General features: G+C 62.5%; 8 protein-coding genes. 4 read left to right on the plus strand and 4 right to left on the minus strand.

What is annotated here, in order from left to right:
- The first annotated feature begins 3 nt into the window (after positions 1–3).
- A complete protein-coding gene (locus tag LU684_RS04805; protein ID WP_232894210.1) occupies positions 4–600 on the plus strand; it encodes a hypothetical protein in 597 nt (198 codons plus the stop codon).
- A 104-nt stretch (positions 601–704) separates the two neighbouring features.
- Here LU684_RS04805 and LU684_RS04810 read toward each other — a convergent pair whose 3' ends face one another.
- The gene (locus tag LU684_RS04810; protein ID WP_016486073.1) at positions 705–2,378 is read right to left on the minus strand and encodes an MFS transporter; all 1,674 of its coding nucleotides are present in this window, start codon (positions 2,376–2,378) and stop codon (positions 705–707) included.
- Positions 2,379–2,585: 207 nt separating this feature from the next.
- On the opposite strand from LU684_RS04810, the gene LU684_RS04815 reads away from it, so the two are divergent.
- Entirely contained in the window at positions 2,586–3,272 is a 687-nt protein-coding gene (locus LU684_RS04815) for a helix-turn-helix domain-containing protein (RefSeq protein ID WP_232894211.1), read from the plus strand.
- Here the strand turns inward: LU684_RS04815 and LU684_RS04820 are convergent.
- The 3 genes from LU684_RS04820 to LU684_RS04830 all read right to left on the minus strand — a co-directional run bounded on the left by LU684_RS04820 (position 3,234) and on the right by LU684_RS04830 (position 5,805).
- Entirely contained in the window at positions 3,234–4,136 is a 903-nt protein-coding gene (locus LU684_RS04820; RefSeq protein WP_232894212.1) for a sterol desaturase family protein, read from the minus strand. The genes LU684_RS04815 and LU684_RS04820 overlap by 39 nt on opposite strands.
- 245 nt (positions 4,137–4,381) lie before the next feature.
- Positions 4,382–4,801, minus strand: coding sequence for a VOC family protein (locus LU684_RS04825; RefSeq protein ID WP_016486070.1), 420 nt, complete (start codon positions 4,799–4,801; stop codon positions 4,382–4,384).
- Positions 4,802–4,878: 77 nt separating this feature from the next.
- Positions 4,879–5,805, minus strand: coding sequence for an alpha/beta fold hydrolase (locus LU684_RS04830; RefSeq protein WP_016486069.1), 927 nt, complete (start codon positions 5,803–5,805; stop codon positions 4,879–4,881).
- A 184-nt stretch (positions 5,806–5,989) separates the two neighbouring features.
- Here LU684_RS04830 and LU684_RS04835 point away from each other — a divergent pair, with 184 nt between their 5' ends.
- Positions 5,990–10,879: an NEL-type E3 ubiquitin ligase domain-containing protein gene (locus tag LU684_RS04835; protein ID WP_269803255.1), complete on the plus strand. Its 4,890-nt coding sequence runs from the start codon at positions 5,990–5,992 to the stop codon at positions 10,877–10,879.
- Positions 10,880–11,037: 158 nt separating this feature from the next.
- Positions 11,038–15,516: a dermonecrotic toxin domain-containing protein gene (locus LU684_RS04840; RefSeq protein WP_232894213.1), complete on the plus strand. Its 4,479-nt coding sequence runs from the start codon at positions 11,038–11,040 to the stop codon at positions 15,514–15,516.
- The last annotated feature ends 99 nt before the right edge of the window (positions 15,517–15,615 follow it).

The following is a 15,615-nucleotide window of genomic DNA, read 5'->3' on the forward strand; positions in this document are numbered from 1 at the left end:
CAGATGCGCCACGAATTCAGCGAAGTACTCAATGACCTGGTCGATTACTTTCTGCTTGGCGATATCCAGCTGCTCGAGCGCTTCAAGCAAGAGCATGAGCTTGCAGATGACCTGGCCTACGCCTTCACCCATGACGACAGCGGCGACAAGGCGGTGCGCGAAGGCATCGTGCTGCCGCTGGCCGGGGTCGACAACCTGCCTTACCGCATCCTGTTCACGCTCGATGGCCATACCCCGGCCCTGCGCGAAGCCGGCAGCCGGCTCAAGCACCGGCGCAATGGCTATGTGCTGCGCGTGGAGCATGGGGCGCTGATGCTGCGCGTGGAGCATGGGGCGCTGATGCTGTACACCTGGCGCATCCTGCAGCACTTCACGCCCAAGACCCTGGGTGACCTGATTGCCCGCTACCAAGTGCCGGGGCGGCCCATCATCGAGCTGGACAACGGCTGGTATGACGTGGAAGTGCTGGCGGGGGCACTGGTGCGCGACGGGCTGTACGAGCCGGCGTTCGAATTCGTGTTGAAAAAGCGCTGGAGCCGGGGTGAGCCAGTTGACGTGGATACGGGGTATACCTTCGGCTTGCGAGGGTACTTCGACTGATTGACTGCCTGTGCCGGCCGCTTCGCGGGTAAACCCGCTCCCACATGTACAACACAGTCTGTGAGAGCGGGTTTGCCCGCAAAGCGGCCGGCACAGCTGCCCCATCAGTTGATATCCCGGTCCTTGGTCTCTGGCAGGAACAGTATCCCCAACACCGCCGTCATTACCGCGATCACGATCGGGTACCACAAGCCGTAATAGATATCCCCGGTAGCCGCCACCATGGCAAACGCAACCGTGGGCAAGAAGCCGCCGAACCAGCCATTACCGATGTGATAAGGCAGCGACATCGAGGTGTAGCGGATACGCGCCGGGAACAGCTCCACCAGCCAGGCAGCGATTGGCCCGTAGACCATGGTCACGTAGATCACCAGGATGGTCAGCAACAGCAGCACCATCGGGTAGTGGATCTTCGCGGGGTCGGCCTTTTCCGGGTAGCCTGCTTCTTTCAACGCACCACTCAAGGTGGCGGTAAACGCCTCGTTCTGCACTTTGAAATCCGCTGCGGCCATGCTGCTGCCTTCAAAGCTTGGCAGTACCCGCTCACCGATACGAATCTGCGCCACGCTGCCAGGTTCGGCCGCCTGGTTGGTGTAAGGAATGGCGCGCTTGGCCAGCAGGCTCTTGGCAATGTCGCAGGAGCTGGTGAATTTGGCCTTGCCCACCGGGTCGAACTGGAACGCGCACTGGCCAGGGTCAGCCACCACCACGACCGGGTTCTGCTCCTGGGCGACGAACACGTCCGGGTTGCCGTACTCGGTCAGCGCCTTGAAGATCGGAAAATAGGTCAGCGCAGCGATGATGCAGCCGGCCATGATGATTTTCTTGCGGCCAATGCGGTCGGACAGGCTGCCGAAGAATATGAAGAACGGCGTGCCGATCAGCAACGAGCCAGCAATCAGCAGGTTGGCCGTCTGCGGCTCGATCTTGAGCATCTGCAACAGGAAGAACAGTGCATAGAACTGCCCGGTGTACCAGACCACGGCCTGCCCGGCGGTGCCGCCCAGCAGCGACATGATCACCACCTTGAGGTTGTCCCAGCGGGCGAACGACTCGGTCAGCGGTGCCTTGGATGCCTTGCCCTCGGCCTTCATCTTAAGGAACACCGGCGACTCGTTGAGCTGCATGCGGATGTACACCGAGATTGCCAGCAGCAGGATCGACAGCAGGAACGGTACCCGCCAGCCCCAGGCCTCGAACACCTCGGTACCCATGACCGTGCGGCAGGTCATGATGACCAGCAGCGACAGGAACAGCCCCAAGGTCGCGGTGGTCTGGATCCAGGCGGTAAAGAAGCCGCGTCGGCCCTTCGGCGCATGTTCAGCCACATAGGTGGCCGCCCCGCCGTACTCGCCACCGAGGGCCAGGCCCTGCAGCAAGCGCAAGGTCACGAGGATGATCGGCGCTGCCACGCCGATCGCGCTGTAGCTCGGTAGCAGGCCCACCAGTGCCGTGGACAGGCCCATGATCACAATGGTGATGAGGAAGGTGTGCTTGCGCCCGATCATGTCGCCCAGGCGACCGAACACGATAGCCCCGAATGGCCGTACCGCAAAACCGGCGGCAAAGGCCATCAAGGCGAAGATGAACGAGGTGGTTTCATTGACACCGGCAAAGAAGTGCTTGGCGATGATCGCGGCCAGTGAACCATACAGGTAGAAGTCGTACCATTCGAACACCGTGCCCAGAGACGAGGCGAAGATGACCTTGCGCTCCTCCTTGGTAATGCCGCGTTGGGGCGCGCTACTGCCCGTGGATGCGCTGTCGATAACCGCCATGGGTTGCCTCCGTCTTGTCGTCATGCAGGCCGGAGCACCTCACAGGGAGTGAGTCACATCCCTTTCACCGTCGCACCCAGGCCCTAGGGCTTGCTTTGGTTGCGCGAAGCACGACGAGGCGGGCCGCCTCGGATCGCAGCAAGGTAAATGAAGCATAATCGGCTTTGCCGGGATATCCACCCGCCTGGCGCTACACAAGAGGGCGGCATGAACGACAAGGCAACACCGGGCTGGCAGGGCGACATCTGGTTGGCTGACGATTACTGCCTGCTGCAGTCTACGCTCGGCAGGACCGACAGCCACGTGCACTACGCGCATCAGATACTTGTCGGCCTCGGTGCGGATGTCGAGGTGCGCCTGGGCGAGCAGATCTGCAGCGGCCCGCAGGTGCTGATCGCGTCGCGGCAACCCCATGCCATCCTCAGTCATGGCGTACCCTGCCTTACCCTGTTCGCCGAACCGCTGGCGTTCGATCTGGCAGACCTTGCCCAGGCCTGCGAGCAAGCCGGCAACAGCGCAGAGCTTCTGGCTGAGAGCCTGGGGCGCTGGCCGCGTCGCCCGCTCGACCCGCGACTGGAAAAAGCCCTCGAGCGAATTCGCGCACTCGACCACAAGACATTGCCGGCCCAGGAACTGGCCAGCACTGCAGCGCTGTCGATCAGCCAGCTGGAACGCCTGTTCAGCGGCTCACTGAAACTGTCAGTGCGCCGGCTGGTGCTGTGGCAGCGCTTGCGCGTGGCCCTGCAACGGGCGCTGGGCGGCGCCAGCCTGACCGAAGCGGCATTGGCGGCGGGGTTTGCCGACTCGGCGCATTTCACCCGCAGCGTTCGCCACCAGTTCGGCCTCAGCCCCCGGTCAGTTTTGCGTCACTTGCGCCTCCGTACGCTCGGCTAAAGCCTGGCGCAGTCCGACCGGCAATAGCGCAGGTGGGTGAAACTCCCCGCTCACCCACGGCTCACGCAATTGCGCCAGGTACGCCTGCGGGTAGTCAGGCCGATCACCGATGCCCATGTCGTCATCCGCCAGCGCATAGCCTGGCAAGTACAGTAGCGTGCCAAGCAGGCGGTCCCAGAGCGGAAAGAACAGCGCAAAGTTGACGTCGCCGGTGCGGCCGTACTTCAGGTGATGCAGGCGATGCACCGGCGCCCAGGCAAACACATGGCGCAAGCCGCCGATGCGCATGTCCACATTACTGTGCTGTAACAACAGCTGGATAGACACACTGAATGCCAGCAACGCTGCCACATCCACGGGTAAGCCGAGCAGTAGCAGCGGCAAGGTGCCGCCCAAGGTTTCGAGCAACTGGTGAAGAGGGTGTTTCATCAACCCATTGAAGCCGTACAAGCGGGTGACACTGTGGTGCACCGCATGCAGCCGCCACAGCAGCGGGCTACGGTGGCTGGCGTAATGCACCAGGGTGATGCCCAGGTCGGCCAACGCAATGGCCAGCAGCAACTGCAAGGCCACCGGCCACTGATCAGGCCAAAAGCCTGTTCCCGGCAGCCAGTGGGCAAGCAGCGGGATGGCCGCCACACTGCAGAGGGTCAGGCATTCGTTGATCAGTGCGTGGCAAAGGTCGCGGCGGCCATCGCCTTGTGTCTGGTTCCAGGCGGCCTTGTAGGGGATGAGTCGTTCGCAGGTGAATGACAGCAACACCGCACTGGCCAGCAGTGGCAGCAGCCACAACGGGTGGTCTGCCAATGACAGTGCCGCGGCAATGTAACCGAAGAAAAATAGCGGGGCGTAGAGGGTGCGCATGGGTGACTCCAGGTTGTCAGGAGCCACCAGTGTCGGGCCTGAGGCCAGGTAGGCGCTTGAAAGAACGGCGCATGCACAGCCGCTGAATCGGGGATGAATGCCCCCTTGGGTTGTGCTGCCACACAGAGACAGTGGTCTTGTGGGAGCGGGCTTTGCCGGTGTTCGCGGGCCAAGCCTGTTTCCACAGGGGCCGCGTCAAAGTCGAGAAAACCGTTCGATCCAGTGCTCGCGAATGTACAGGTCGCTCATATCGCCTCCGCGACTGGCCCCTTCAACTCCACCTGGTTGCCATCCGGGTCGTAGCAGTACAGGGACAGCCCCTCGCCTTCGGCGCCATAACGCTTTTCTGCGGGCTCGACCTTTACCCCGGCGGCTTCCAGGTAGGCGGTCAATGCGGCCTCGTCGAACGGCTCGATCCGCAGGCAGAAATGGTGCAGGTTGCGCCCCTCCACCCCCGGTGCCGCCCCGCCTGGCCGCCCCAACGGGCCGTCCAGGGTTACCAGGTCGATCATCGCCGTACCCGTGGCCAGGTGCACCATGCCCAGGTCTTCCCGTACGCGGCTCACATGGCAGCCGAGCAACCCGGTGTAGAAAGCAACGCTGCGCGGCAGGTCGCTGACGCGCAACACAAGGTGATCGATGTGCTTGATGGTGAACGGTCGCATGCCTGGGCTCCCTTTGGCGTTTTACGCAATGACGTTGGCCACCTTAGCCCAGGTCGCTGAAGCGTGACCAGAATCAGCTACTCATTCACCAACCGTTGCAGCACGCCGCCTTCATGCTGCGCGAGTATTCGCAACAGTTGGTCGACCAGCGCCCGGTCCGGGGCATCCAGGTGGAAGTGGTGCCCACCCGGGTGCCAGGAGACCTTCGCCTGGCTGGGCAAGGCCGCCTGACGCCGGGTAAAAGCCTCACCGGTGAATGCACCCTGCCGGCCGAACAGCAGGTACAACGGGCAGCGGATCTGGTTGAGCAGGTCGCAGGCGTCGCGCTCGGTCAGCGGCATGGGTTCGGGCAACACCAGGCGCGGGTCGTGGCGCCAGCAATAGCCATCACCCAGTTGCAGCAGGTCGCGCAATGCCAGCAGCCGTGCGGCACCTTCCGACAGTTCGGTGTCGAGGCGCTCGCGGCGTTGCGCCAGGGCAATGTCCAGGTCTTCGAAGCGGCCAACGTCCGGCTCGGCGAAACCCGGCAGCTGGCTGCGCTGCACCATGCGCTTGAGCCGATAGGCCCGCGCCAGGTGCTGCACGCGGTCATCCTCGGCCACCGTGAACGGTGCACCCATGCCGTCGAGGAAGGTCATGCTGACGATGCCACTGGTCATGGCCGCCAGCAACGATGCAACACCGGTGCCCATGCCATGGGCCAGCACATGAAACTGTGACAGGCCCAGGCTGTCGGTCACCGCCAACATATCTTCGGCGTGCTCCCACAGGTAGTAGCCGCTGTCATGCCGACGATGGTCCGAACGGCCATGACCGACCAGGTCGGGGGCCACAACGAAGCAGCCGTCCAGCATCGGTGCCAGGCGTTCGAACGAGGCAGCGTTGTCCAGCCAGCCATGCAAGGCCAGCACCGGGATACCGTCTTCGGCCCCCCAGGTACGTACCGCTATTTCAATACCATCGAGGTCAAGCAGATGATCTTTCGGACTGCACAGCGAACGCATTGCAATTCTCCTTGGCTGAAGCCTGCGCCATGGCCTGCTTCACCCTCTCGCAGATGCCCCCTCGCTGCTAGCCCCTCACCGACCCGTGCATGCGCAGGACCGACCGGTGCCGACATCTATCTACCGCACCATGGCGCCTTCATCAGCGTGGACTATTCACCCCCCAACCCAAGAGATCGTTGCCATGACCCACCCCACGCCCTTACATCAAAGCCAGATAACCCGAACACTGCCGAAATGGAGCAAGGCGCTGCACCCCGCGCATACGCATACCGTGCTGCAAAGCCTGCGCAAGGAATACCTGGCTGAAGATGGCACCCCTTACTCGTGGTACGCCACTGCCGATGAGCAAGCGCGTGAGCAGTTGCACAGCGCTATCGAAACGCGGAACAAATACCTGGCGCAAGTCCGGCAGGCCTTGGCGGGTTTCAAGGACATCATCGACTTCTGCACCCCTCTGCTGACCCGGCAGTTGCAGGTAAGCGTGCCCGTAGACAGGGCGCAATATGTCTTCCAGCCCTTCGAACCCACAGCCAACATCTGGGTCGGCGTACCCGCTGTAGAAACGCCCTTGGTCCCGGACCTTGAGGTGGACGTCCTTGCCACTCGCCCCGTGGGCGAGCCGCAAACCCGCAGTTTGCTGGAGGCTGCCCTGCACAACTTCGAGGGCCTGGACGAAGTCGGTGCTTACAGCAGGCTCACCAGCGCTGCTGGCAGCGATACGCCCCTGCCTGGCCTGACGATGGCGGACTTCGTCAACCATTGTCGGGCGCTGGACCTTGGCGAACGCTATCAAGCGCATTTGCTTGCCACCCACGAGGGCGCCAATCGCGCCGAAATCCAGCACCTGTCGATAGCAGCAAATCGCGAATCCCTCAGGGTCCAGGCACTGATGGCAAAGCTCAAAGGCCTGTTGAGCAGACCTGGGCTCGAGGCGCTTATGCAACTGTGCAACGGCCAGCCTCAGCCCACCTATGCAAACCAGCCATTGCATTGCTGGAACTTCAGCCTGTTCGAGATCCCCGTTCACGACGTGCTGTTCATGGGGCCAGACGATCCGGACCGGCAAAACCCCTGTATCGTGTACATACCTGGCGACAGCGAGCACCCGGTAAGGGAATATGCTTCTCGTCAGGACGCGGGCAAGCACCTGCGCAGCCGGCTATTGCAAAGCGGGTTTCGCCGAGCCCTGGTGCAATGCGCCTACAAGGACAGGCAAAAGGAACTGGCCGAAGCACTGGAACATGCGCTGTTCGAACAGGATGAAGCCGGCAGACGCACACCCAGAAGCACCCCCGTCCTCCGTTTCACGCCCTCGCCCATCCGAACCGACCCTTGGACGACCTTGTACAACGCACACCTTGCGCGCATGAAGGCCGACGCAAAAACCATTGCAGTCCCTACCGCCGAGGTCGACGCCAGAGCCCGTGACAAGCGCCTGAAGTACTGGCTCGACTGGGGTATGAATGTACTCAACGTCGCCGCCTTTTTTGTGCCGGGGTTGAACACGGTCATGCTGGGCGTTTGCGCATACGATCTGATGAGCTCGGTGTTCACCGGGTTCGAGGCGTGGGAAGAAGGTGATACCCGGCAAGCACTGGCGCAACTGGAATCGTTGGCCGTCAATGCGGCAGTGATTGCCGGCTTTGCCACGGGTGCCAAGATCGTCCAGGCATCAGGCTTTGTCGATGCGCTGACCAGTGTGTGGCATGAAGACAAAGAAGTGCTCTGGCACCCCGACATGAAGCCATATGCGAGCACAGCGCCCATCCCTGATCAGGCTCAACCCGATTCGCTCGGCCATGTGCACGTCGGTGGGAAGACCTTTCTCAAACTGGACGGCACGCTGTACGAAGTGTTTCAGGACGCAGCACAACAATGGCGCGTTCGCCACCCCGATGACGCGCAGGCCTATGCCCCACCCCTGCTGCATCATGGTAACGCTCGCTGGCAACTGGCGCATGAACAGCCTCTGGAATGGGACGGCGCACAACTCATGCGCCGCCTCGGCAGCTATAGCACAGGCCTGGACGACAGCGAACTGGAAAACGCCATGCGCATTACCGGTACTGATCAAACCGTGTTGCGCCGCACCCACGCTGCCGGCGTGCGTCCACCTGCCTTGTTGCTCGACACGCTACTGCGCCTGCAACTGGATAACCAGGCACAGCACATCATCAACCGCGTACGCCATGGGCTACCGCTGGCTGCGCACGAGAACTTTGCCTTACCCGAGTTGCTGCGCCTGCCGGGCTGGCCTGAGGGGAACGTGATCAAGGTTTACCAAGGGCCAGAACCTTGGGGCGAATCGGTGCGCTACGGCGCTATCGACACGGTTGGCCAGGTAGAAATCGAAGTTACCCGTAGTGATCTGGACAATGGCCAGCTGAGCCAGACCGTGTTGGCTCAGCTGGATGAAGAAGCCATTCTGCAGTTGCTCGGTGACACGCCGACCGAGCACAGATCATCTACCCTGAACCATAAACTCGCACAACGCCTTGAACAACATCGTGGGGCTCTGCTGAGCAGCCTGCAACAACGTCACCGGCCCACCCTTCCCACAACAGCACAACCTCTTGCCCGGCAGTTTCCCGGCCTGCCGGACAGCGCGCTCGAAGCATTGCTGGCCAACATCAGCACCGTGGAGCAGGAACGCCTGGCAAACGGCCGTGTGCCTCTTCGCATTGCCGAGGAAGCCCGCCTTCTGCAAGCACGGGGGCGGCTTGACCGCGCCATCCTTGGCATCTTCAGGCCCAGCCTGGCTAATGACGACAGCCAGCGCCTGATACAAGCGCTGCAAGCTGAGCACCCACAGGCCGACTCGGCCCAGTTGCTGCAACTCGCCCTGGGCGATCGCCAGCACTGCGCCTCACTGCTCGGCCAGCAACCGATCAACCCCAGATTCCGCTCCCCCTTGCGATTGGCCAGCGGCCAGCTTGGCTATCCCCTGAGCGGCCGAGGCTCCCAAGGGCGCGCCTTGCCAGCCGCGCGCCGGCTTCGGGCACTGTACCCCGAGCTCAGCGGCCAGCAGATCAGCGCACTGCAAACCGAACTTGCCTTGGGAGGCGACCTGGGCAGCGTGATCAGTCGGCTTGAAGTAGAGCAACGCACCCTCAACCGAGATCTCAATCGCTGGGTTAACACCTCAGCCACCCTTGACGAACGCTTTGATCGGCAGCGGTGCACGGCGCGACTGCTGAGTGCTTCGCGCCGAGAAGGCGGCACGCAACGCGCAGCACTTGTGCTGAACCATATGCACATGGAAGCGCTGCCACCGTTCACTGCCCCTATGCCGCATATCCGGCAACTGGTAATTGATGGGCTGCAGATGCGGCGCCTGGAAAGCGGTTTTTTGCCGAACTTCCCTAACCTGGACACCCTGGAAATCATCGACAACCCGGATATGGACGCCGAAACATTGTTCGAGGCACTCAAGTCTGTGCCACGGCTAGGCGCACTGTCCCTGACAGACAATGGCTTGACCAGCCTTTCAGCCACTGCCCGACAGGCCATCGGGGGGATGCCCGGCCTGAGGATACTGATCCTCAACCGTAATCGGCTACGGCTCGATACCGCCAGCCTGGCCTTCCTGACGCGTTTGCCCCTGGATGGACTTGGCCTGAGCAGCAACCAGATCACACTTGATGAAAGCCTGGCCGCCCAGTTTCAGGACATGATCCACCCCAGGGTACTGCACCTGTCGGGCAACCCCCTGCGGCTGGCGCCAGACCTGCGCTTCATGGCCCGCCTGAGCCATCTGGACCTCGAGGGTTGCCAACTGCAGCAGTGGCCGGACAGCCTGACAATCCTGATGAGCCAGCCGCAGTATCAGCTGCGCTATCTGAACCTCTCCTTCAACCGCATTCGTACCCTGACAGATTTGCCAGGTGTGCTGCGAACCCCGTTCGCCCGCGATGTCGCGGCGCGCTTGCCGGAGCGCCGCTGGCTGTTCAACTACAACACCTTGGAAGCCCAAACACGCGCACGCCTGGGCAGCAGTGGCGTCAACGTATTCGAGCACGCAGGCGACATGCCGCAGTGGCAAGGCCTGTACCGTGGCCAGGCGAGCAGTGCCGAAGAGCAACTGTGGCGCGACCTGTTCGACCAAGGTGAGAATGCGGCGGTGCTTGGGGTGCTGGAGCGGCTTGCCCAGTCGGCAGAAGCGCGGCGCGATGCCGTGGCGTTGAGGGAGCGTGTCTGGAGCTTGCTGGACAACGCTGCCCAGGACACCGTGCTGCGCGAACGCCTGGCCACAGTGGCCGGCGATTTCCCGCCAACCTGTGGCGATGCAGGTGCCGACGCTTTCAGTGCCTTGGAGATAGAAGTGCTGGCCCACGAAGCTGCAGGCCAGGCCGGTAGCCGAGCGGCCGATCTGCTGAACCTGTATTGCAAGTTGTATCGACGCGATCAGGTCAACCAACTGGCCGACCGTATCAGCTTGAAAAGGTCCGTGCGCAAACAGGCACTGCTCGATGGCGTCTTTAACGGCGACCTCCCCCCATACGACGAGCTCGACGACCCCTCAGCCTTTCCAGACATCGACCTTGAAACGGGGCTGGTGGACGATATCGAGCTGCGCCTGGCCTTGCGCCAGTCCTTGGCGACTGCGCTGGATTACCCTGAGCCGAGCCGAGGCATGCTGTATCGCGACACGGCCAGGGTCAACCAGACAATCATCAACCGTGTGAAAGCAGCAGTCGTGGCACTTGATACAGACGCCACAGCCCGGGAGCAATGGTTAAACCAGCAGCCGGGCTGGGTGGAGTACCTGAAACGGGAGCATGCGGCACAGTTCAGCCTGATAACCGATTTTTGGCGGCCAGGCCTGGACTACCTCTACTACTGCCTGGATGAAACCGCCGACCCGGTAACGTCCCTGGACAACTCTGTGCTACGAGCATTGACCAGCGTCATGCCGGAAAACCCCTTGGATGCTCGGGGTGTTCTGCATCGCGTGGCGATCACCGAGCAGCAGTACCGTCAAGGCGTGGACTTGCTGACTGCCGAGCAGCAGCAGGTGGAACACGGCCTGCTGACAAGCCTCACCCGCCAGACGCAGACAATGGGCAGTTAACCCGCAGTCATTGGCCGCGCAAGCCTTCAAGTAAGGCCTGCCTGACAGAACGCACGCAACACCCGCATACGCATGAGCGCCCTGGGCAGGCAATTATCTACCGCACAGTGCGCCCGCGTATGCGGCCCCATAGCGGCTCCCGTACACGGAGTGCCGACATGAGCCACACCCCTTATCACCACGCGCAAATGGCGCGTACCCTGCCCGGCTGGAGCAAGGCATTGCATGGCGAGCATGCCCGCCAGATCACGGCGCGCTTGCACAAGGACTACCAGGACGGCCAGGGCAATACCTACGCCTGGTATCAACAGGCAGACGAAGCTACCCGCCAAGCCCTGCAGCGCGCCATCGCCAAACGCGATGCAAGCAGCAGGGCCTTGCAGGCAGCGCTCGGCAACTTGCAGGGCGTCACCGAGTTCTGCGCCCCTTTGCTGCAAAAGCAGCTGAACATCGACACCCCGGTCACCCAGGCGCAATACGTTTATCAAGCGACCACGGTCAAGCAACCCGTCGGGCTGCCCACGGGTCCGGCAGTGCCCCATGAGCAGGGCGAGATCGTTTCCAAGGGGGCCCCGCAGTACCGCAGCCTGCTCGAAGCGGCCCTGCACAACTTCGAAGGCACTGCCGACACCACGCGGTTCAGTCGCCTGCAGCACAGCCGGCAGGACATCAGGGCCATGGCTGGTCTGACGTTGACAGGCTTCATTGAGCAATGCCGGGCGCTTAACCTGGGTCAGCGCTACCAGCTGCACCTTGACCAAATCTTCGCCGGGCCAAACAGGACCGAACTGCAAGCGCTGGCCATCAACGCACGGCGTGACGAGTTTCGTGTGCAAACCCGTATCGCTGGCTGCAAAGGCCACCTCAGCGCGCCCGGCGCTCTCGCGTTGCATGGCCTGTGTGCCGAACGCGCCGACCCCACCTATCAAGGGCGTCCCCTGCGTTGCTGGCAGTTGCAGCTGTTTGGCATCCCGATCCATGAGCTGTTGTTCATTGCCCCCCTGCAAAACCGCAAGCACGACCCGGTATTTCTCTACAACCCGATGGATGTCGATGCGCTCAGGGAGTTCGCCTCGCTGGGCGAAGCACGCAAGTATTTGCGCCAACAGCTGATGCAGGACGACTACCGCAAGCGCTTCGTCGCCCTGGCATTGCAGTCACAGCAGGCTACCTTGAGCAAGCGGCTCGAGCGCGCCCTCTACAGCAACGCCGACCAGGAAGAAGGGGCGCAGCTGAAACCCCGCAAGTCGGTACACCTGGAATCCATCGACAGAAGCTTGCCCGATGCCCCTTGGGGCCTACTGGAGTCCAGCCACCTTGCGCGCCTGAGAGCGGATGCTCGCAGGGTCGCGGTTCCCACCGAAGATGTTGACGCCAGGGTACGCTTGCAGAACATCGAATACTGGCTGGACCTGGGTATGACCGTGCTGAATGTCGCAGCGATGGTCGTGCCATGCCTGAACCCGATCATGTTGACCCTCGGCGCCGCGCAAATCATGGGCAGTGTATTCGAGGGCATCTCGGCCTGGGAGGAAGGTGACAATGAAGAGGCTGCAGCCCAGCTTGAGTCGGTGCTGCTGAACATTGTCACGGTCGCTGCCGTAGGTGGCGGTGCCGTGGCGCTGAAGGCTTCCGGCTTTGTCGACGCCATGCAGAGCATCGTCAAGGATGGCAAGGACTACCTGTGGAACGCCACGTTGAAGGACCATGCAAGCCCCGTGTCGATTGGCGAAGACCTTGAACCCGATGTGCAGGGCCGTTACACGGTTGACGGGCGTCACTACATACGTATCGAGGGTGTTGTGTACGAACAGTTGCAGGAACGCGGCCAATGGCGGATCCCCCACCCGCAAGACCCGCAGGCCTATCGGCCAGTGATTCGGGACAATGGCGCAGGCGCGTGGCGCGCGGCACACGAAGTGCCTCTGGAGTGGGATGACCTGCAGCTCTTGCGGCGTTTGGGGCCGATCAGTGAGGGCCTGACTGACAGCGAGTTGCAGGCCGCGCTGGAGTGCTCAGGGGTGCAAGGTGATGAACTGCGCCACACCCAGGTGGCCGCACAGTATCCGCCCACCTTGCTGGCCGACGCACTCGAGCGGTTGAAAGCGCCAAACCCGCCCAGGCTACCCGAAGAGGCCGGGCCGCTGGGCAGGCAATTCCCAGGCCTGCCGCAGCATGCCATCGAGCAGATCATGGCCAGGACCTGTGCCCGTGAACGCCTGCTGATGGCCCAAGGCAGGGTGCCCTTGCGCGTTGCCGAAGAGGCCCGGGCCCTGCAGGCACACACCCGCCTGAGCAGGGCCTTGCTGGGGCTGTATCGCACTGATCTGGCCACCGCCGACAGTGAGGTACTGGACCTTGCGCTGCAAGCAGAACACCCTGATCTCGATGCGCGCCAACGGTATCACGTGGCCATCGCCGACCGGGGGCATGCGGCCAGCCTGATCGGGCAACAGCCCATCAGGCCTGGTTACCGTTCGCCAATGCGCCTGGCCGATGGGCGCGTTGGCTACCCACTCAGCGGGAGGCTGCCTTGGCCCAATACTGCAGATCGACGTTTGCGTGCGCTCTACCCCGGCCTGAACGCAAGCGCACGCAATACATTGCGGGGCCAGCTACGCCAGCGCGGTAGCGTCTCGGCACAGCTCAGGGCACTGGAAATCGAGCGCGACACCCTTGACGACTCGCTGCGTGACTGGGCGAACCAAGGCAGTGAAAGCCAGCGCAACGCGCGCACCGTGGTGCGTGAACTGTTCAATGCCGCCTGGCGCCGTGACGACCCGTACAGCCTGACACTGCAAGACCTGGAACTCGACACCCTGCCATCACTGCCAGCGCGCTTCGATCACATCACCACCTTGAACATCCGCGCCATTGGCATCCGCCAGATACCGTCAGACTTTTTCCAGAGCTTCCCCTCGCTGCGCGTCCTGCGCCTGACGCAAAACCCAGAACTCGACTTCGAAGGGCTGTTCCAGGCACTGGCGGCCACCCCGCAACTCGAAGTACTGGATCTGGGCAACAACCAGTTGAACAGCCTGACTGAGGTAATGCGTCACCGGCTGGGTGGCCTTACCCGCCTGCGCCGGCTGAGCTTGCGTTTGAACAGGTTGCAGCTTGCCGAAGCCGACCTGCAGACCCTTGCACGGTTACCCCTCGAATACCTTGACCTGGAGAACAACCACATTGCGTTGAGTGAAGCCCTGGCAGCGCGTTTCGCCGACCTGCGCAGCCTGCGCCATCTGCGCCTGACCAACAACCCGCTGGGGCAGGCGCCTGACGTGACCGGCCTGACATTCCTGGCCAACCTGCAACTGCGCAACTGCGGCCTGCGTGAATGGCCACGTGGCCTCACCTCGCTGATGACGCCGACCGCCCCGCAATTGCGTCACCTCAGCCTGAGCTACAACCCGATCGGCGAGGTGCCGGACCTCGATCAGGTACTGGCCAGCCCCTTTGCCGAAGCCTTGCGTACGCCTGGACGCGATAGCTTCTGGGACTTCAATGAAAACAACCTGGATGCCGCCAGCAACCGCCGGCTGCGCACGGCAGGGGTCGAAGTGCACGGCGCCGATCAGCTGTCGGATATCAGCGAGGACTTCTGGCTGGTGGATGCCAGCCCGGAACAGGCGCAGCTCTGGGACGCGCTGTTCGAGGGTGATGCAAACCGCCATTTGCGCGAAGTGGTCGAACGCGTGGCACGCTCGCAGCAAGCCGAGCGCAACCTGCGAGCGCTGACCCAGCAGGTTTGGCAGCTGCTTGAACAGGCCGGACGTGACGAGGCGTTGCGCACCCATCTGGACAATGTCGCGCAAGATTACCCACCTACCTGTGGCGACGCCGGCACCGATGCATTCAGTGCCCTGGAGCTCGAAGCCCAGGTGTTCAGGCAAGTGGCCGAGGAAGCGGAGCGCCCTGCCTACCTGTTCACCTTTTTCAGAAACCTCTATCGCCGCGAAATGGTCAACGCGCTGGCCGAACGGATTCAGCTTGCCCGCCTGGCCCGCCAGGCGCGCCTGCTGGAGCTGGAACGGCTGCCCGCCCAGGCTCAGCCCGCAAGGCTTGACGTACCTGAACTGGACCCCCTGGACGAACTGAGTGACGACGCCCTGCTCACCGGCGGCACTGACCTGATCGAAATACGCCTGGCCTTGCGCCAGTCACTGGCAGAACCGCTCAATTTCCCGGAAACCAGCCAAGGCATGCTGTATCGCCAAGAAGCGATGATCTCGGCACGTGTGGCCAGCAATGTCGAACGCGCTGTCCTGCAGCTCGACGATACTGTTGCCGAACGCAGGGCCTGGGTTGCCCGGCAGCCCAGCTGGCAACGCTACCTTGCCCAGCGCTTCGCCAGCCGCTTCGCCGCGCTGGATGAGCGTTGGTACCACGGCATGCAGTACCTGGATTATTGCCTGGATGGCGAAAGCGAAGCCGTCACCTTATTGGATGGCGCGGTGCTGCAAACCCTCACCGAGGTACTGCCCGCGCCACCGCTGGATGTAAACGGTCAATTGCACAGGATGGACTTGGGTAGCCAGGCTTACGACCTGGCCAGTCGGCGCCTGAATGCCGGGCGTGACCAGCAGCGCGAAGCATTGTTCGAAACGCTGACCCACGCGCAAGACCCGAACCGCTGAGCCTCTCATTTGAACAGGTTCACCTGAAGCCTCTCAGTCACGCCATTTGGGGCCGCTTTGCGGCCCTTCGCGGGCACGCCCGCTCCCACAGGTACTGCA

Source organism: Pseudomonas sp. NMI542_15, assembly GCF_021283425.1.
Lineage (GTDB): Bacteria > Pseudomonadota > Gammaproteobacteria > Pseudomonadales > Pseudomonadaceae > Aquipseudomonas > Aquipseudomonas fortuita.

Bases quoted from the DNA above. Each gene is read 5' to 3' on its own strand.
- LU684_RS04805 (WP_232894210.1), top strand. From the start codon at position 4: ATGCGCCACGAATTCAGCGAAGTACTCAATGACCTGGTCGATTACTTT.
- LU684_RS04835 (WP_269803255.1), top strand. From the start codon at position 5,990: ATGACCCACCCCACGCCCTTACATCAAAGCCAGATAACCCGAACACTG.
- LU684_RS04830 (WP_016486069.1), bottom strand. From the start codon at position 5,805: ATGCGTTCGCTGTGCAGTCCGAAAGATCATCTGCTTGACCTCGATGGT.
- LU684_RS04815 (WP_232894211.1), top strand. From the start codon at position 2,586: ATGAACGACAAGGCAACACCGGGCTGGCAGGGCGACATCTGGTTGGCT.
- LU684_RS04810 (WP_016486073.1), bottom strand. From the start codon at position 2,378: ATGGCGGTTATCGACAGCGCATCCACGGGCAGTAGCGCGCCCCAACGC.
- LU684_RS04820 (WP_232894212.1), bottom strand. From the start codon at position 4,136: ATGCGCACCCTCTACGCCCCGCTATTTTTCTTCGGTTACATTGCCGCG.
- LU684_RS04825 (WP_016486070.1), bottom strand. From the start codon at position 4,801: ATGCGACCGTTCACCATCAAGCACATCGATCACCTTGTGTTGCGCGTC.
- LU684_RS04840 (WP_232894213.1), top strand. From the start codon at position 11,038: ATGAGCCACACCCCTTATCACCACGCGCAAATGGCGCGTACCCTGCCC.